The organism is Pseudomonas sp. NPDC087358 (assembly GCF_044900785.1).
Lineage (GTDB): Bacteria > Pseudomonadota > Gammaproteobacteria > Pseudomonadales > Pseudomonadaceae > Aquipseudomonas.
The window spans coordinates 18,970-32,401 of record NZ_JBJDOA010000009.1; the positions used below are offsets into that span (position 1 = coordinate 18,970).

16 protein-coding genes are annotated in these 13,432 nt (G+C 60.9%); 3 read left to right on the forward strand and 13 right to left on the reverse strand.

Going from position 1 to position 13,432, the window contains the following annotated elements:
- Positions 1 to 14 precede the first annotated feature (14 nt).
- On the forward strand, positions 15 to 728 hold the full coding sequence (trmB, locus tag ACI2KS_RS20255; RefSeq protein WP_404622989.1) for a tRNA (guanosine(46)-N7)-methyltransferase TrmB: 714 nt from the start codon (positions 15 to 17) through the stop codon (positions 726 to 728).
- A 129-nt stretch (positions 729 to 857) separates the two neighbouring features.
- Here the strand turns inward: trmB and ACI2KS_RS20260 are convergent, their stop codons facing one another.
- The 9 genes from ACI2KS_RS20260 to ACI2KS_RS20300 form a co-directional block, all read right to left on the reverse strand.
- Complete coding sequence (locus ACI2KS_RS20260; protein ID WP_062385487.1) at positions 858 to 1,181, reverse strand: DUF3392 domain-containing protein; 324 nt, start codon at positions 1,179 to 1,181, stop codon at positions 858 to 860.
- A 22-nt stretch (positions 1,182 to 1,203) separates the two neighbouring features.
- Positions 1,204 to 2,418, reverse strand: a complete 1,215-nt coding sequence (gene hemW / locus ACI2KS_RS20265; RefSeq protein ID WP_404622782.1) for a radical SAM family heme chaperone HemW — start codon at positions 2,416 to 2,418, stop codon at positions 1,204 to 1,206.
- The gene (rdgB, locus tag ACI2KS_RS20270; RefSeq protein WP_404622783.1) at positions 2,415 to 3,011 is read right to left on the reverse strand and encodes an RdgB/HAM1 family non-canonical purine NTP pyrophosphatase; all 597 of its coding nucleotides are present in this window, start codon (positions 3,009 to 3,011) and stop codon (positions 2,415 to 2,417) included. The genes hemW and rdgB overlap by 4 nt, the downstream gene beginning before the upstream one ends.
- Positions 3,008 to 3,460, reverse strand: a complete 453-nt coding sequence (locus tag ACI2KS_RS20275) for a DUF4426 domain-containing protein (RefSeq protein WP_404622784.1) — start codon at positions 3,458 to 3,460, stop codon at positions 3,008 to 3,010. Before ACI2KS_RS20275 ends, rdgB begins: the two co-directional genes overlap by 4 nt.
- Positions 3,461 to 3,483: 23 nt before the next feature.
- The gene (gene metW, locus ACI2KS_RS20280) at positions 3,484 to 4,104 is read right to left on the reverse strand and encodes a methionine biosynthesis protein MetW (RefSeq protein WP_404622785.1); all 621 of its coding nucleotides are present in this window, start codon (positions 4,102 to 4,104) and stop codon (positions 3,484 to 3,486) included.
- Between the two features lie 7 nt (positions 4,105 to 4,111).
- Complete coding sequence (locus tag ACI2KS_RS20285; RefSeq protein WP_404622786.1) at positions 4,112 to 5,251, reverse strand: homoserine O-acetyltransferase; 1,140 nt, start codon at positions 5,249 to 5,251, stop codon at positions 4,112 to 4,114.
- 314 nt (positions 5,252 to 5,565) lie between these two features.
- Positions 5,566 to 6,156: a YggT family protein gene (locus tag ACI2KS_RS20290; protein ID WP_404622787.1), complete on the reverse strand. Its 591-nt coding sequence runs from the start codon at positions 6,154 to 6,156 to the stop codon at positions 5,566 to 5,568.
- A gap of 10 nt (positions 6,157 to 6,166) precedes the next feature.
- A complete protein-coding gene (gene proC, locus ACI2KS_RS20295) occupies positions 6,167 to 6,985 on the reverse strand; it encodes a pyrroline-5-carboxylate reductase (protein WP_404622788.1) in 819 nt (272 codons plus the stop codon).
- A gap of 24 nt (positions 6,986 to 7,009) precedes the next feature.
- Positions 7,010 to 7,696 (reverse strand): YggS family pyridoxal phosphate-dependent enzyme, encoded by a 687-nt coding sequence (locus ACI2KS_RS20300; RefSeq protein WP_404622789.1) that lies wholly within the window; start codon positions 7,694 to 7,696, stop codon positions 7,010 to 7,012.
- A 54-nt stretch (positions 7,697 to 7,750) separates the two neighbouring features.
- Here ACI2KS_RS20300 and ACI2KS_RS20305 point away from each other — a divergent pair, with 54 nt between their 5' ends.
- Entirely contained in the window at positions 7,751 to 8,785 is a 1,035-nt protein-coding gene (locus tag ACI2KS_RS20305) for a type IV pilus twitching motility protein PilT (RefSeq protein ID WP_404622790.1), read from the forward strand.
- A 228-nt stretch (positions 8,786 to 9,013) separates the two neighbouring features.
- On the opposite strand, the gene ACI2KS_RS20310 is transcribed toward ACI2KS_RS20305, so the two are convergent.
- Positions 9,014 to 9,748, reverse strand: coding sequence for a C40 family peptidase (locus ACI2KS_RS20310; protein ID WP_404622791.1), 735 nt, complete (start codon positions 9,746 to 9,748; stop codon positions 9,014 to 9,016).
- A gap of 250 nt (positions 9,749 to 9,998) precedes the next feature.
- On the opposite strand from ACI2KS_RS20310, the gene ACI2KS_RS20315 reads away from it, so the two are divergent.
- The gene (locus tag ACI2KS_RS20315) at positions 9,999 to 10,418 is read left to right on the forward strand and encodes an NINE protein (protein WP_404622792.1); all 420 of its coding nucleotides are present in this window, start codon (positions 9,999 to 10,001) and stop codon (positions 10,416 to 10,418) included.
- A 170-nt stretch (positions 10,419 to 10,588) separates the two neighbouring features.
- Here ACI2KS_RS20315 and ACI2KS_RS20320 read toward each other — a convergent pair whose 3' ends face one another.
- From ACI2KS_RS20320 to pyrR, 3 genes are read right to left on the reverse strand one after another with little or no spacing between them, the layout of a single operon-like run.
- On the reverse strand, positions 10,589 to 11,860 hold the full coding sequence (locus tag ACI2KS_RS20320) for a dihydroorotase (protein WP_404622793.1): 1,272 nt from the start codon (positions 11,858 to 11,860) through the stop codon (positions 10,589 to 10,591).
- Positions 11,857 to 12,861, reverse strand: coding sequence for an aspartate carbamoyltransferase catalytic subunit (locus ACI2KS_RS20325; protein ID WP_404622794.1), 1,005 nt, complete (start codon positions 12,859 to 12,861; stop codon positions 11,857 to 11,859). The genes ACI2KS_RS20320 and ACI2KS_RS20325 overlap by 4 nt, the downstream gene beginning before the upstream one ends.
- A 12-nt stretch (positions 12,862 to 12,873) precedes the next feature.
- Complete coding sequence (gene pyrR / locus ACI2KS_RS20330; protein ID WP_404622795.1) at positions 12,874 to 13,395, reverse strand: bifunctional pyr operon transcriptional regulator/uracil phosphoribosyltransferase PyrR; 522 nt, start codon at positions 13,393 to 13,395, stop codon at positions 12,874 to 12,876.
- Positions 13,396 to 13,432: the final 37 nt, after the last annotated feature.

Consider the following 13,432-nt stretch of genomic DNA (forward strand, 5'->3'; position numbering starts at 1 on the left):
CGGACGACGAAGTGATGAACGACGAAGACGGTAAAGCACAGGGCGATGACAGCCATCATCGGCGCATCAAGAGCTTCGTGATGCGCGCCGGTCGCATGACCGAAGGCCAGCAGCGCGGTCTGGACCAGGGCAAGCCGCTGTTCGTGCTGCCGCTGGCCGACGCCCCGGTTGATTTCGATACGGTGTTCGGTCGCCGCGCACCGCGTACCCTGGAAATCGGCTTCGGCATGGGCCACTCGTTGCTGGAGATGGCTGCCGCTGCGCCGGAACAGGATTTCATCGGTGTCGAAGTGCACCGTCCGGGCGTTGGTGCGCTGCTTAATGGCGTGCTGACTCAAGGCCTGACCAACGTGCGGGTCTACGATTGCGATGCAATCGAAGTGCTCAACCGCTGCGTGGCCGACAACAGCCTCGACCGTCTGATGCTGTTTTTCCCGGACCCATGGCACAAGTCGCGTCACCACAAGCGCCGGATCGTTCAGGCCGAGTTCGCCGCGCTGGTCCTCAGCAAGCTCAAGCCCGGCGGCATCCTGCACATGGCCACCGATTGGGAACCCTACGCCGAGTACATGCTGGAAGTCATGAACGTCGCGCCGGGTTACCGCAACCTGGCCGAAGACGGCAAATGCGTCCCGCGTCCGGCCGAGCGCCCGATCACCAAGTTCGAACGCCGTGGCGAGCGTCTGGGGCATGGGGTCTGGGATTTGAAGTTCGAGAAGATCGCCTGATCTGAATTCTGCTGAATCGTTGTAGGAGTGAGCTTGCTCGCGATTGCTGTCTGTCAGCATTTACGTATTGGCTGACAGGAGCCATCGTGAGCAAGCTCACTCCTACAGGCTATCGGTTCACAGGGCGGTTTACTTGCGATCCGCCACCACCCCGATCAACACCAGCACCACCAACAATACCGGCGCCAGGCTGTAGTTGTTGAACTGGCTGAGGCCGCGCACCACCCAGGGCGTGGCATAGATCAGCGCCGCGCCGCTGCCGATGGTGCACAGCAAAGCCATCACCGGCACGCGCAATGCGCCGGCGAAGCTGCTCAAACGTCCTTCGATCCAGCCTTTGATGTCAGCTCCGAACAGAATCAGCAGGCAGCCCACCAAGGCCAGGGCAATTTCCGAAAGGTTGCTGCGACTCCAGCGCGATACGGTGGCCAGCAGGTCGAGTACGAGGTCCATTCAGGGTCCTTAGCGTTAAGCCTTAAAGAAGAAAATACTGCAGCAGGTCATTGAGGAACAGTTGACCTCGGGCAGTCGCGACCAGTCGTGCCGGATCGGCCTCCAGCAGGCCACGTTGTTCAGCCTGTTGACGGGCGCCAGCGAGTGAATCGACGCTTAGACCGGTGCGTTGCCCAAATAATGTAGCGTCAACGCCGTTAGTCAGGCGCAGGGCATTCATCAGGAATTCGAACGGCATTTCGTCGAGTGCCAGCAGCTTTTCGCCCGCCTGCCAGGGCTTCGATGGATTGAGGTAATCCTTGGGCAGTCGGGTCTTCCAGGTGCGGATGATGCGCCCATCGGGATGGCTGAGCTTGCCGTGGGCGCCTGCACCGATGCCGATGAAATCGCCGAAGCTCCAGTAGTTGAGGTTGTGTCGCGCAGCGCGTCCTGGCTGCGCGTAGGCCGACACTTCGTACTGTGCGTAGCCATTTTCCCGAAGCAGCGTCTGACCGGCCTCCTGAATGTCCCAGAGGATGTCGTCTTCGGGCAGCGTCGGCGGCTGATTCCAGAACACCGTGTTTGGCTCCAAGGTCAGCTGATACCAGGACAGATGCGTCGGCGCCAGGGCAATGGCCTGACGCAGATCGCCCAGCGCGTCGTCCTCAGACTGGTCCGGCAGGCCATGCATCAGGTCCAGGTTGAAGTTGTCGAACCCCGCCTGACGCGCCATGTCGGCAGCGCGCACGGCCTCCTCGCCATTGTGGATGCGCCCGAGTGCCTTGAGCTTGGCTTGCTGGAAGCTCTGGATGCCGATGGACAGGCGATTGATCCCCAAGCCACGGTAGGCACTGAATTTCACCTGTTCGAAGGTGCCGGGGTTGGCCTCCAGAGTGATCTCGATGTCCGGGGCGAAACGGATGCGCTGCTCGACGCCCTCGAGTAAACGGCCCAACGCTTGGGCGCTGAACAGGCTGGGCGTACCACCGCCGAAGAAGATCGTGCTCAGCTCGCGGCCGTAGATGTGAGGCAGGTCCTGATCGAGGTCGGCCAGCAGGGCATCGATGTACTCCTGCTCCGGCAGCACGGGGCTGGCGGTGTGCGAGTTGAAATCGCAGTACGGGCATTTGCGCACGCACCATGGGATGTGGATGTACAACGACAACGGGGGCAGCTCGGGCAACGGGTGTCTCGGTTGCTCCGAGCTGAAACCGGCCGCGCCGAGAATCAGCGGCCGGGTGGTTGAATCCTGACTCATTTCAGTTCCAGGCGCTGACGCAGGATGGCCATGGCCCGAGCGCGGTGGCTGATCAGGTTCTTGTCGGACGGGCTCAGTTCGGCACTTGAAACGTTGCGCTCAGGCACCCAGAACAGCGGGTCGTAGCCAAAACCATGTTCACCGCTGGCGGCGGTCAGGATGCGGCCTTGCCACAAGCCTTCGCAAAGAATGGGCAATGGATCATCGGCGTGACGAACCAGCGCCAGGACGCAAACGAACTGCGCGCCACGCTGTTGTTCCGGCACGTCTTGGAGCGCAGCGAGCAGCTTGGCGTTGTTCGCCGCATCACCCTTGCCGTCGGCATAGCGCGCCGAATAGATGCCCGGGGCGCCGCCCAGAAAGTCCACCGCCAGACCCGAATCATCGGCCAGCGCAGGCAGGCCGGAGATGCGCGCTGCGTTGCGGGCCTTGAGGATCGCGTTCTCGACGAACGACAGGCCGGTTTCCTCAGGCTCGACGCTGCTGAACTCGCCGATCGAGCGCAGTTGCACGCTGTCGCCGAGCATGGCCTGGAGTTCCTTGAGTTTGCCGGCGTTGTGGCTGGCCAGTACAAGCTGGGTGAAGTTCATCATTGGTCCGAGAAAATTTCCTGGTTGAAGCTGAGCGTGTGCGCGTCATCGTCACCGGCCTTCACGTTGATCGTGAAGATGTAGGTGGCAGAGCTGTCGGGCTCGACGGCAAATTGTGCGATGTAATTGACGGCGCTGTTTTCGTTGATCGGCCTGAAGATCAACGGTTTTTCCCGACCCGTCAGGTCTTTTATCGTGCCGCTGACGCTGGCAGGGACGGTTTTGCCGTCCCGGATGGCGGTGATGTTGATCACCCCTTGGCCCTTGCTGCGTATCAGTCCGGCATCCTTGGCGATGGAGGGCTGCAACATGCCCGAGGCGAATGCGTTGTAGTGAATGATCAGATCGCCGAACTTCTCCTGTCGCTCGGGTCTGGCGCTGTCAGCCGCCATCACCGGAGCGCTCATGGCAAGCGCGAGCAGCACGCCGAGCGTTGCAATCAGACGACGCATGATCATTCTCCTTGTTGTTGTGGTTACACGGCGATCTGGTGGTCCTGCAAGCCCGGGCTGCTGACGCGATAGATGCCGATCTCACCCAACAGGTTAGGCCATAGCTTGCTGGCCCAACCATGGCGATGCTGCTGATCCACGGCCAGCCGATCAATGACCTTGGCAGACCGTCCCCGGCACAGCGCTTCGAAGTCTTCGAAGGTGCAGAAGTGGATGTTGGGCGTGTTGTACCACGTATTGGGGAGAAATTCGGATACTGGCATGCGGCCCTTGCTCGCCAGGTACCAGCGGCAGCGCCAGTGACCGAAGTTAGGGAAGGTAATGATGCACTGGCGACCGACGCGCAGCATTTCGTCGAGGATCCGGTCGGGGTAGTGCACCGCCTGCAGCGCCTGGGTCATGACAACCACATCAAAGCTGTTGCTGGCGAAGTTGCCCAGGCCCTTGTCCAGGTCCTGCTCGATGACGTTGACGCCGCGGGCCACGCAGCGGGCAATATTGTCGGCGTCGTTTTCCAGGCCGTAGCCGGTGACTTGCTTGTTGTCGCGCAGCCAGGCCAGCAGTTCGCCGTCGCCGCAGCCGAGGTCGAGCACGCGGCTGCCTGCCGGTATCCAGTCTTGGATGATTTCCAGGTCGGCTCTCATGGTGTCCTCAGAGTGCAATACGGTTCATGTAGCTGGTGAAGGCCTGCAAGTAGCGCGGGATCGGCATCAGAAAGGCGTCGTGGCCTTGCGGTGCATCGATCTCCAGGTAGCAGACATCCTTTTTCGCCGCCATCAGGGCATCCACCAGCTCACGTGAGCGCGCCGGGGAGAAGCGCCAGTCGGTGGTAAAGGACATCACGCAGAATTTGGACGTGACCTTGGCGAAGGTCGCGGCCAGATCGTCATTGAAGTTCGCAGCCGGGTCGAAGTAATCCAGCGCCTTGGTCATCAGCAGGTACGTGTTGGCGTCGAAACGCCCGGAGAATTCTTCGCCTTGATAGCGCAGGTAGCTTTCGACCTGGAACTCGACGCTATGGAAGTCGTAGTTGAGGTTCTCGTTTTTCAGGCCACGCCCGAATTTTTCGCCCATGGAGTCATCGGACAGGTAGGTGATATGCCCCACCATGCGCGCCAGCATCAGCCCACGCTTGGGGATCACGCCCATTTCCTGGAACGAGCCGCCGTGGAACTCGGGGTCGGTGAGAATCGCCTGACGGGCCACTTCGTTGAAGGCGATGTTCTGCGCCGAGAGTTTGGGTGCCGAAGCAATCGCCAGGCAATGACGCACGCGGTCCGGGTAGGTCATGGTCCACTGCAACGCCTGCATGCCGCCCAGACTGCCACCGACGATAGCCGCCCATTGCGCGATGCCCAGGTTGTCGGCAAGGCGTGCCTGACTGTGCACCCAGTCTTCGACGGTCAACACCGGGAAGTCGGCGCCAAATGGCTTGCCGGTTTGCGGGTTGATGCTGCTGGGGCCAGTCGAGCCGTTGCAGCCGCCGAGATTGTTCAGGCTGACCACGAAGAATTTGTTCGTGTCGATGGGTTTGCCGGGGCCGATGCAGCTGTCCCACCAGCCCGGCTTGCGGTCTTCGGCGCTGTGATAGCCCGCGGCATGGTGATGCCCGGACAGCGCGTGGCAGATCAACACCGCGTTGCTTCTGGCGGTATTAAGCTGGCCGTAGGTTTCGTAGATCAGGTCGTAGGCAGGCAGCGAGCGACCGCAGGCCAGGGCCAGAGGCTCGCTGAAATGCACCGTTTGCGGCGTGACTAGACCGACAGAATCTTTGGGAAAGACCGTGGACATCGACCCTGCTCTCGCTGAAATGAGGCGTAAGTCTAAAGATCGCGCAGGGTAGCGGCAACAAGGTAAATATTTGAAGGGTTTGAGCGCTGGCTTTTGATTCTGCCCAGAAGGCGTGGGAGGCCTGCTTGCTGACGATTGACCGGAAACCGGTCACGAAATCTGCGGATGCGCTGTGTCAGACATGGCGAAGATTGAGACTTTACGACTGCTGCGCAGCCGATCGCTGGCAAGCACAGCTCCCACGCCTTCGGCAGAAGCAATTTGCGTATGGCAGGTAATCAGGGGCGATGGAAGGTTTCGCTCGCCCCTGATCTTTAAATCAACCGCCACAGCTCCTGCGGCATGCCGGCATAGGCAGCCAGTTCAGGCATGACATAGGACTGCAGCACCTGAATCGCCAGGAAGGCGAAGATCGGCGAGATGTCCATGCCGCCCAGATTGGGGATGATGCGGCGAAAGGGCGCCAGGATCGGCTCGCTGATCTGATAGGCCAGCTCGGCCGCCGGGTTATGGGTGCCTGGCGCGATCCAGGAGACGATCACCATGATGATCATTGCCACCCAGAAGATCTTCAGCAGCAGCGAGGTGATGCCGATGATCGACCACATCAACAGGTGCGGAACATCGCCGATGGTGCCGTAGGTCATCATCAGCACGAAGGCCATCAACAGCGCTTGAATCACCACGGCCAGCAGCAGGGATGAAGTGTCCAGGCCAAACACGCTTGGCACGATGCGGCGGATGGGCTTGAGCAGTGGCTGGGTTGCACGGACGGTGAACTGGCAGAGCGGGTTGTAGAAGTTGGCCTTGACCAGTTGCAGCACGAAACGCAGCAGGACGATGGTCAGGTACAGGCTGATCAGCGTCTGGATGACGAAAATCGTGGCGCCGGTGAGTGCATTCATGAATTGCTCCTTATTTGCCCAGCAGTTCGGCCATCTCGGCCGAGCGGTGTGCGGCAGCGCTGAGCGCCTTTTCAACGACCGCTTCGAAGCCGTCTGCCTGGAAAGATTTGATCGCAGCTTCGGTCGTGCCCGCAGGCGACGTCACGCGACGACGTAGTTCGGCGGCATCGACATCGCTCTCGGTGGCCATGCGCGCGGCGCCCAGGGCTGTCTGCTCGGCCAGTTGTTCGGCGACGTCGTGGGACAGGCCGAGCTTCACACCTGCGGCGGTCATGGCTTCGATCAGCAGGAAGAAATACGCAGGGCCGCTGCCCGACACGGCAGTGACGGCATCGAGCTGTGTTTCTTCATCCAGCCACAAGGCGATGCCCACGGCCGACAGCAGCGTTTCGGCCTGCTGGCGTTGGGTCGGGGATACATCGGCGGTCGCGTACAGGCCGCTCACGCCTTGGCGAAGCAGAGCCGGCGTGTTGGGCATGCAGCGTACGATGGGCTGCTCGCCGAGCCAGGCCTGCATGCTGGCGCAGGTGATGCCGGCGGCAATCGATACCACCAGTTGCTCAGGCTTGAGCGCGGGTTTGAGCGACTCGCAGACGGTTTTCATCATCTGCGGCTTGACCGCCAACAGCACCACATCGGCGCCATCGATGGCCTGGGCGTTGTCGGCGACCATCCTGATCCCGTGCTCCCTGGCCACGCGCTCGCGGGTTTCAGCGCCAGGATCGCTGGCACTGATCAGATCAGCTTCGACGCCCTGGGCACGCATGCCGCCGATGAGGCTGGCAGCCATGTTTCCGGCACCGATAAACGCGATACGGGTCTTGCTCATGATCGATTTCCTGTGAGGCAAAGGTTAAGGCTGCCCGTAGTCGCGGGCGCCGAATAGGGCAGTGCCGATACGTACCCAGGTTGCGCCTTGTGCGACGGCGGCCTCCAGGTCGTGGCTCATGCCCATTGAAAGAGTGTCCAGCGGCAGGTTCAGTTGGTCTTGCAAGGTGCGTACGGCCGCAAAGGCAGCGTTCTGTTCGTCGCTGTTTTCTGTCGGTTCGGGAATTGCCATCAAGCCGCGCAATCTCAAGTTGGGCAGGGCGCTGATGGCGTGCGCGAGAGCAGGCAGGTCGTGGGGGGTACAGCCGGATTTGCTGGCTTCGCCACTGACATTGACCTGGATGCAGATGTTGAGCGGGGGCAGTTCGGTGGGGCGTTGTTCGGACAGGCGTTGTGCGATTTTCAAACGATCCACGGAATGCACCCAGGCAAAGTTCTCGGCGATGGCGCGAGTCTTGTTTGACTGAATGGGGCCGATGAAATGCCAGATCAAGGGCAGGTCGTTCAATTCAACCTGCTTGGCCAGGGCCTCTTGCAGGTAGTTCTCGCCGAAATCGAGCAGTCCGGCGGCATGCGCCTGGCGCAGATCATTCGCCGGTTTTGTCTTGCTGACGGCCAGCAGGCCTATTGACGCCGGATCGCGACCGGCCGCCTGCGCTGCGTTACGAATTCGCTGCGCGAGCGTTGAAATGTTCTCTGCTATCGTGGACATTGATTTGCGCCAGCAGGGCTAAAGTCTGCGGCATTCTATGTGATGAGGAGCTGTATGGATATTACCGAGCTGCTTGCCTTCAGTGCCAAGCAAGGCGCGTCGGACTTACATCTCTCTGCCGGCCTGCCCCCGATGATTCGCGTCGATGGCGATGTGCGGCGGATCAACCTGCCAGCGCTTGATCAGAAAGAGGTCCAGGCGCTGATCTACGACATCATGAACGACAAGCAGCGCAAGGACTTCGAAGAGGATCTGGAAACGGACTTTTCCTTCGAAGTGCCGGGCGTGGCGCGGTTCAGGGTCAACGCGTTCAACCAGAACCGTGGTGCAGGTGCGGTGTTTCGGACCATTCCCTCGAAGGTCCTGAGCATGGAAGATCTGGGCATGGGAGAAGTGTTTCGCAAGATTACCGACGTACCGCGGGGGCTGGTTCTGGTCACCGGCCCCACCGGTTCCGGCAAGTCGACAACATTGGCAGCGATGGTCGATTACCTGAACGCCAACAAGCATCACCACATCCTGACCATTGAAGACCCGATCGAATTCGTTCACGAGTCCAAGAAAAGCCTGATTAACCAGCGTGAAGTCCACCGCGATACCCACGGCTTTGCCGAAGCACTGCGCTCGGCATTGCGTGAAGACCCGGATGTGATTCTGGTGGGCGAGCTGCGTGACCTGGAGACGATCCGCCTGGCGCTGACGGCTGCCGAGACCGGTCACCTGGTATTCGGCACGCTGCACACCACTTCAGCGGCGAAAAGTATCGACCGGATCGTTGATGTGTTTCCGGCGCAGGAAAAGTCGATGATTCGCTCGATGCTGTCGGAGTCGCTGCATGCGATCGTGTCCCAGGCATTGCTCAAGAAGGTCGGCGGTGGCCGCGTGGCAGCGCACGAGATCATGATCGGCACCTCCGCGATCCGTAACCTGATCCGTGAGGACAAGGTGGCGCAGATGTACTCGTCCATTCAGACCGGGGGCTCGCTGGGGATGCAGACGCTGGATATGTGTCTGAAGGATCTGGTCAGCAAAGGGGTGATCACTCGGGAAAGCGCTCGCGAAAAAGCCAAGACGCCTGACAACTTCTGATCGCTGATGCGATAGCAAATGAACCACCAGATGCCGCTGGTGGTTCATTTCGCTTCTGCCCAGAGGGCGTAGGAGCTTGGCTTGCCAGCGATCTGCCGGGAACCGGCAGCAAAACCCCTGAACCGGTTCTGCCTGACACAACCAGGGTGTCTCATTTTGCTGTCGGCGCCCGGCAGATCGTCAGCAAGCTGGACGCCTACGGCCTCTGTCCACAAGCAGCCGCTCTGATCAGCGCTGAGCGATCCGCACGGGGGTGGCTTTACGGCCAGGGGCTTGCTTGGGCAAGACGCGCTTGGCTACCACGTAGTGGCTATCCCAGTACGGCTTCTTCAGCGTATCGATCGTCACCGACTTGCCACGGCGAGGCGCGTGGACGAAACGGTCGTCGCCCAGGTAGATGGCAACGTGGTTCACTTTCTGGCTCTTGATGTTGAAGAACAGCAAGTCGCCCGGCTTCAGATCCTTGCGGTCAACCTTCTGCCCATGCCCTTCGGCCATGGCATTGGAGGTACGCGGCAGGTCCACTTCGCTTACGTCGTTGAACGCGTACTTCACCAGACCGCTGCAATCAAAGCCTTTGGTTGGGCTGGTGCCGCCCCAACGATAAGGTGTACCGATGGCTTTGACGGCCCGGTTGACTACATTGCTGCTTTGTTTGGTCCCCATCTGCGCCGGCGTGGCGAGGGCGACGGTGTTCTGCGAAATCTTGCGAGAACCGTGGGATTTCTTGCCCTTGGTCGCCCGACTTTTTTTACTGGAGGTCTCGAGCGGCATCGCCGTTTCTTCGAGGGCTTCTTCAGCAACGATGTTTTTGGCTACCACTTTTTCACGGGCTGGCGAAGAATGACTGTTCGCGGTGTAGCCGGTGAAACTCGAGGGTAGCGATTGCTCACGATTGGTGGCGTGGGCGGCCAGTGGCATAAATAGGCAAATAGTTAGCCATGTCTTGAAAAATGGACGCATTAGGCAGGGCTCATATTGGTCAGCGCGCAACTTTATAACAGCTTTTTGCGGGTTACCGAGCCCACTTGTCGAACAATTTACTGCCCTGGAAGTCAGTTTTGACACTTAAACTGTCACATGGCTGTGTCGTTCACCTTGCAGAACAAGGGTTTGCACGAATGCCCAGAGGTTCAAGCCATACGTCGGACAGAGGCATGAAAGTCACAGATGTTACGCATATTTTTTTCTATCGGTGCAAAAGAGGTAAGCAATGAACACCTATCACCCCGACGTTCAGCGTCCCGATACCCACAGTAAAGCCATCGGCTATCTGTTGTGGATCCTCGGGTTTACCGGCGCCCATCGTTTTTATTTCGGCAAGCCGGTGACCGGGACTATCTGGTTTTTGACCTTCGGATTGCTGGGTATCGGCTGGCTGATCGACTTGTTTCTGATCCCGGCGATGGACCGTGAAGCGGACCTGAGATTCACCGCAGGCGAGACGGACTACAACGTCGCCTGGATTCTGCTGACATTCCTCGGCGTGTTAGGCGTGCATAGGATGTATCAGGGCAAATGGATCACCGGCATCATCTATCTGCTCACGGGCGGCCTGTTCTTCGTGGGCGTGCTGTATGACTTCTGGACGCTGAACGATCAGGTATCGATGTGCAATGCCAAGCGTCGGTGAGGCCCTCGTACACTGTAGGAGCCGTGGCTTGTCCCGCGACCGGCGGGGAACCCGTCGTGAATCCAGTTAACGCGGACTATCTGATATACCGCGTCTACCGATTTCACTGCCGGCTCCCGGCAGGTCGCGGGACAAGCCACGCTCCTAAACGGAAGGGTCAAGCCACGTGATCACCCGATATAGCTGATCCGTCCGTCAACGAAGGTGTACTTCACTGCGCCCGGCAGGCAATGGCCGAGGAACGGGCAGTTTTCGCCTTTGGACAGCCATTTCTCGCCCGCAACGGTCGAGGCTTCCGGATCGAACAGCACCAGGTCCGCCGCAGCGCCGGCGGCCAACTGACCGGCAGGCAGACGCAGGGCTGTCGCCGGGCCTGCGCTCAGGCGTGCCAGCAGCGTCGGCAAGTCCAGCAAGCCATCCTCAACCAGCGTCATGGCCAGCGGCAGCAATAGCTCAACGCTGCTGATGCCAGGCTCTGTCGCGCCGAACGGCGCCAGTTTGGCGTCTCGTTCGTGAGGCTGGTGATGGCTGGAAATCGCTTGAACCACGCCCGACTTGACCGCCTCACGCAATGCATCGCGATCGGCACGGGTACGCAGCGGCGGTTGCACGTGATAAAGACTGGAGAAGTCGATCAGTGCTTCGTCGGTCAGGATCAGTTGGTACAGCGCGACATCCGCCGTCACCGGCAGACCCCGAGCCTGGGCCTGAGCGATCAGCGCAACGCCGCGGGCGCTGGTCAGCTGGCTGAAGTGCGCGCGCACGCCACTCTGCTCAACCAGCAGCAGGTCGCGGGCCAGTGCCACGGTTTCCGCGGTTTCCGGAATGCCCGGCAGGCCGAGGAACGCTGCAGTCGGGCCGTCATGCGCCAGGCCGCCTTCGGCCAGATCGTAATCCTGCGAATTGAAGATCACCGTCAGGTCGAAGGTCGCAGCGTATTCCAGCGCGCGGCACAAGGTGCGGTTGCTGCGGAAATTCACCAGACCATTGGTAAAGGCCACGCAGCCAGCGTCGCGCAGGGCGATCAGTTCAGCCAGCTGTTCACCTTCCAGGCCTTTGCTCAGGGCGCCGATGGGGAAGACCTTGCTGTGTCCGGCTTCGCGGGCGCGGTCCAGGATCAGTTCGGCGACCGCCGAGGTATCCAGTACCGGTTTGGTTCGCGGCGGGCAGCACAGGCTGGTGACGCCACCGGCTGCAGCGGCGCGGGTTTCGCTGGCGATGCTGCCTTTGCGGCTGTAACCCGGTTCGCGCAGGGACACGTTGAGGTCCACCAGCCCGGGCGCGGCAACCAGGCCCGTACCGTCGATGATCTGCGATGGGGTGAAATCGGCAGGCGCTGCGCCAAGGGCGAGCACCTTGCCGGCTTCCAGGTGAACGTCGAGGACTTGATCCAGACCGCTGACAGGGTCGATGACGCGAGCGCCGAGGATGCTGAACTTCACTGAGCGTTCTCCTGCTCGTACTGGCGTTGTGCGGTTTGACCGCTCATGGCCATGGACAAAACGGCCATGCGCACGGCGATGCCGTAGGTCACTTGATTGAGGATCACCGAGTGGGCGCCGTCGGCCACGGCCGACTCGATCTCCACGCCGCGGTTGATCGGGCCGGGGTGCATGACGATGGCGTCAGGCTTGGCGCCGGCCAGGCGCGCGGTGGTCAGGCCGAACAGGCGGTAGAACTCGCCTTCGCTTGGCAGCAGGCCGCCGGACATGCGCTCGCGCTGCAGGCGCAGCATGATCACCACGTCGACATCTTTCAGGCCTTCGGCCAGATCCGTATACACCTTCACGCCATACTGCTCGACGCCAACCGGTAGCAGCGTCTTGGGCGCGACCACACGGATGTCCGGGCAACCCAGTGCCTTGAGCGCGATCATGTTCGAGCGCGCCACACGCGAGTGCAGGATGTCGCCGACGATGGCCACCGAGAGGTTTTCGAAGCTGCCTTTGTGCCGGCGGATGGTCAGCATGTCGAGCATGCCTTGGGTCGGGTGGGCATGACGTCCGTCGCCGCCGTTGATGATCGCGACTTGCGGACAGACGTGCTCGGCAATGAAGTGCGCCGCGCCCGAGTCGCCGTGACGCACGACGAACATGTCGGCTGCCATGGCTTCGAGGTTGCGCAGGGTGTCGAACAGGGTTTCGCCCTTGCTGGTCGAGGAGGTCGACACGTTCAGGGTGATGACGTCAGCCGACAGCCTTTGCGCGGCGAGTTCGAACGTGGTGCGGGTGCGCGTCGAGTTCTCGAAGAACACGTTGCACACGGTCTTGCCGCGCAGCAGGGGGACTTTTTTAACCGCCCGGGCGCCGACTTCGAGGAAGGAATCGGCGGTATCGAGGATTTCGGTGAGCAGTTCGCGGGGCAAACCGTCGAGCGAAAGGAAATGTTGCAGCTGACCCTGGTGGTTCAGCTGCAGCGGGCGCTTGGCGTCGAGAGGCGTCATCGCAAGGGACTCTTAGAGGGCGGCGGAATCGGTGGAAAGGTCTTGCAGTTCTAGCGTCAGCGGCGTCGGGCCGGAGAGCTTGACCCGCTCGTTCGGCGCCAGGGCCAGTGTCGCGCCGGTCACGTTCGGGCGAATCGGCAGGTCGGCGGCGTCCAGGTCGAGCAACGAAACCAGGGTCACGCTCGCGGGTCGGCCGTAGTCGAACAGCTCGTTCAGGGCCGCACGGATGGTACGTCCGCTCATCAAGACGTCGTCGATCAGCACCAGATGCTGGCCTTCGATCTCGAACGGCAGTTCCGATGGCCGCACTTGCGGGTGCAGGCCGTTCTGGCTGAAATCGTCGCGGTAAAAGGAAACGTCCAGCGTGCCGAGCGGCGACTGGCTGTTAAGCGCCTCAAGCAAGGCCTGGGCGACCCACACGCCGCCGGTGCGAATGCCGATGAACCGGGGCTCGCTGATACCACGTTTGTTCAGGTGCGCGTTCAGATCGATCGCCATCTGGCTGATCAGATCGGCGGGGTTTGGCAGGCTCATGGTTGCTCCTTCAGGTCCCCGGTCTGGCTCCCTGTGG

Coding starts and splice junctions, on each gene's coding strand:
- trmB (WP_404622989.1), top strand. CDS start 15: ATGAACGACGAAGACGGTAAAGCACAGGGCGATGACAGCCATCATCGG.
- ACI2KS_RS20260 (WP_062385487.1), bottom strand. CDS start 1,181: ATGGACCTCGTACTCGACCTGCTGGCCACCGTATCGCGCTGGAGTCGC.
- hemW (WP_404622782.1), bottom strand. CDS start 2,418: ATGAGTCAGGATTCAACCACCCGGCCGCTGATTCTCGGCGCGGCCGGT.
- rdgB (WP_404622783.1), bottom strand. CDS start 3,011: ATGATGAACTTCACCCAGCTTGTACTGGCCAGCCACAACGCCGGCAAA.
- ACI2KS_RS20275 (WP_404622784.1), bottom strand. CDS start 3,460: ATGCGTCGTCTGATTGCAACGCTCGGCGTGCTGCTCGCGCTTGCCATG.
- metW (WP_404622785.1), bottom strand. CDS start 4,104: ATGAGAGCCGACCTGGAAATCATCCAAGACTGGATACCGGCAGGCAGC.
- ACI2KS_RS20285 (WP_404622786.1), bottom strand. CDS start 5,251: ATGTCCACGGTCTTTCCCAAAGATTCTGTCGGTCTAGTCACGCCGCAA.
- ACI2KS_RS20290 (WP_404622787.1), bottom strand. CDS start 6,156: ATGAATGCACTCACCGGCGCCACGATTTTCGTCATCCAGACGCTGATC.
- proC (WP_404622788.1), bottom strand. CDS start 6,985: ATGAGCAAGACCCGTATCGCGTTTATCGGTGCCGGAAACATGGCTGCC.
- ACI2KS_RS20300 (WP_404622789.1), bottom strand. CDS start 7,696: ATGTCCACGATAGCAGAGAACATTTCAACGCTCGCGCAGCGAATTCGT.
- ACI2KS_RS20305 (WP_404622790.1), top strand. CDS start 7,751: ATGGATATTACCGAGCTGCTTGCCTTCAGTGCCAAGCAAGGCGCGTCG.
- ACI2KS_RS20310 (WP_404622791.1), bottom strand. CDS start 9,748: ATGCGTCCATTTTTCAAGACATGGCTAACTATTTGCCTATTTATGCCA.
- ACI2KS_RS20315 (WP_404622792.1), top strand. CDS start 9,999: ATGAACACCTATCACCCCGACGTTCAGCGTCCCGATACCCACAGTAAA.
- ACI2KS_RS20325 (WP_404622794.1), bottom strand. CDS start 12,861: ATGACGCCTCTCGACGCCAAGCGCCCGCTGCAGCTGAACCACCAGGGT.
- pyrR (WP_404622795.1), bottom strand. CDS start 13,395: ATGAGCCTGCCAAACCCCGCCGATCTGATCAGCCAGATGGCGATCGAT.